The 2,568-nt window shown below is 47.2% G+C and carries 2 protein-coding genes and 1 pseudogene; all 3 read left to right on the forward strand.

Annotated elements, in window-relative coordinates; translation table 11 throughout:
• Positions 1-221, forward strand: a pseudogene (locus B3M90_RS06530) (ABC transporter permease); the annotation flags it as partial.
• Positions 221-1,249 (forward strand): ABC transporter permease subunit, encoded by a 1,029-nt coding sequence (locus B3M90_RS06535; protein WP_290755719.1) that lies wholly within the window; start codon positions 221-223, stop codon positions 1,247-1,249. The pseudogene B3M90_RS06530 and the gene B3M90_RS06535, both read left to right, overlap by 1 nt.
• A 114-nt stretch (positions 1,250-1,363) precedes the next feature.
• Entirely contained in the window at positions 1,364-2,536 is a 1,173-nt protein-coding gene (locus B3M90_RS06540; RefSeq protein WP_290755721.1) for an MFS transporter, read from the forward strand.
• Positions 2,537-2,568: the final 32 nt, after the last annotated feature.

Below are 2,568 nucleotides of genomic sequence, written 5' to 3' on the forward strand. Positions count from 1 at the left end.
ATCGGTTTTATCTGTTTTTCCGAGCGAACATCATTACGGTCTTATCGAGTCTCGTGATCATTGAATACACGTTCGAAGTGCAAGGTATGTTCCGGTTCGTCTTTTATAATGGACAAATGCCGATTTTGATGGTCATCTTGTTCTTAATCTATCTGCCGATTTTCATCATTGATTTGTTGGCAGAATGGCTTATTCCTAACGCCTGGAAAGGGGGGATTTGATGCGTCGTACTTTGATGCGAGATCCTGTCTTCTGGTTATGTTTATTTTTACTCACTGGTTTACTGCTCCTTAGTTTTGGAAATACGATCTTCCGTGATGGTCAAGTCGATCAAATCTCGAACCGGTATGCTGAAGACGGTACGTTCCTTGCGACGTCACCACTAAAACCGTCAAGTGATCAATGGCTCGGTACAGACCGCTCTGGCTATGACCTCTTTCAATTGATGATTGAAGGATTTAAATGGACAGCCGGTATTTGTATGATTGTTGCGCTCGGTCGAATGTTTCTTTCGCTAGTGATTGCGATTCCGCTAGCTTTTAGAAGTGCTCGCGTCAATCGATACTTAAAACTTATTCTTGATGGATTTTTAGTTTTACCGCTCTCTCTTGTCGCGTTGCTCATTTTGCTTCCATCACTTACGTTCTTTGATTCGACTGCTATCCCACCGTTGTTCGACCGTGTATCGTTCGAGTTGATCGTCTTGATTTTGCTTGGTCTCCCCTCTTTATCGCTTTATCTGATTGCTGAGACCCGTCAGTTACTTAGTCAAGAGTTCATGATTGTCGCCCAAACGCTTGGTGGCAGTCCGTGGCATCGGTTCAGACGCCACATTTGGCCACATCTTGTTCCAACGTTGACAATCGTTTTTATGCAACAGTTCATCCAAACGTTGATGTTACTCGTTCACTTATCACTTTTCAAAATTTTCTTCGCTGGAACGGTTAATTTATATGTAGGAACTGCCCCAACGATTTTTGAGTGGTCCTCGATGTTCGGTTATTACTATAACCAGTTTTCAGCGACGTCTTGGCTCAATCATATGTTCCTTGTTCCACTGATTGGGCTAGCATTAGTCGTCTTTTTCAGCAATCTATTCATGAGTCGACTCGAACGGGCTTTCCGCTTCCGCCAGCAACTAAAACCAATCAAGCTATCGGCATCTCGTGCTCAAGACGAAGCCGCTGCGACGTCGATGGTCGATCCCTTTACACTCGTTGCCCGGAACTCCCGTCACGATTCTGATTGACAATCCATTTTTTTCCTCTTACACTAGAAAAAAACATGAAATGAGGGCGTCCAATGTAAGTCATTCTGAATTCTCACTCCTAACTAAATACGTACGATATGGAGGTCCTTCAGAATGAACCGGTTTACGCTTTTATTGGTCAGTCAATGGATTGCGAATGCGGGAGATGCGCTCTATATCGTCTCCCTGATCGCGATGATCTATCAAACGACAGGGCAAGCGAGTCTCGCTGCCCTGTTTCCTGTTCTCGTCACAGCAGGCATGACAGGAAGCGGCTTCTTATTCGCCCAAGTCGCTCAACGTGTTCCCCATGCCTCGTTGTTGTTCGGCAGTCAACTCCTCAAGACGATTCTCTTAGGCATCATCTGGGGGCTTGATTTACCACTGCCACTTATCCTCGCACTCGTTGGATGTATCGCTTTCTTCGACGGATTTGCTCGTCCGATCGAAAGTGCCTTCATCCCTCGACTGTGTCAGGATGTCCAAAAGGCTAACAGTCTCGTACAAGGTACGAATCAAGTGATTCAGCTCATCATGTGGCCGCTCGGCGCCATTCTGGTCAGCTGGTTATCGCCGCTTTCCGTCTTGTCCGTCTCGGCCGGTCTGTTTTTAGGTGCGAGTCTCATCAGCTATCTGTTCTATCGAAGCGTTCGCTCTCTACCCGACCCTTCGATGGAAGGGGAAGACGTTTCCTTCCGGTCGAGTATTCGCTACACGCGAGCGCATCCATTCGCGAAAGCCAACACGTATCTCGTCGGAATCGATGCGTTCGTCAGTACGGCTTGGATTTCTGCTCTGTTTCTCGTCTATATCGATACACATTTCCAGCTATCGGAACGCTGGTGGGGCATTCTAAATGCCTTCTATCTGCTGAGCATGATCGCCGGTAGTTACATGATGTTACGTCGTCGTGGAACGCGTTCGTTGCTTTATCGCAGCATCGGCTTTTCGATTGTTGCGACCTTCTTGTTTGCTTTCGCTCCAATCGTCACACTTGCCGTGATCGCTTGTCTGATCCAAGGGTTTGCGAGTCAAGTCCGGGCGATTGAGCTGAATACGTTGTTGCAAAAGACGACACCACTCGAACGGTTACCGTATGTCTATAGCGTGCAACAAACCGTTTATGCACTCTGTTTCTGCCTCGGCAGTCTATTGTTCGGATGGCTTGCCGATATGTTTGCGATCGAGCTTGTCTATGCGCTCGCAGGAGCCCTCTCTTTGTTGATGTGGCAACCGGCTCGCCAGCTATTGGCACATTCCTCTCAGGAGCAACGACACGTGTCGTAATAAATGACAGTCAAAAGAGGCTGACTCAAAAA

Origin of the sequence: Exiguobacterium sp. UBA6309, assembly GCF_002439205.1 — a bacterium.
Taxonomy (GTDB): Bacteria; Bacillota; Bacilli; order Exiguobacteriales; family Exiguobacteriaceae; genus Exiguobacterium_A.

Excerpts from the sequence above, each read along its gene's own strand:
- B3M90_RS06535 (WP_290755719.1), top strand. The coding sequence starts at position 221 with ATGCGTCGTACTTTGATGCGAGATCCTGTCTTCTGGTTATGTTTATTT.
- B3M90_RS06540 (WP_290755721.1), top strand. The coding sequence starts at position 1,364 with ATGAACCGGTTTACGCTTTTATTGGTCAGTCAATGGATTGCGAATGCG.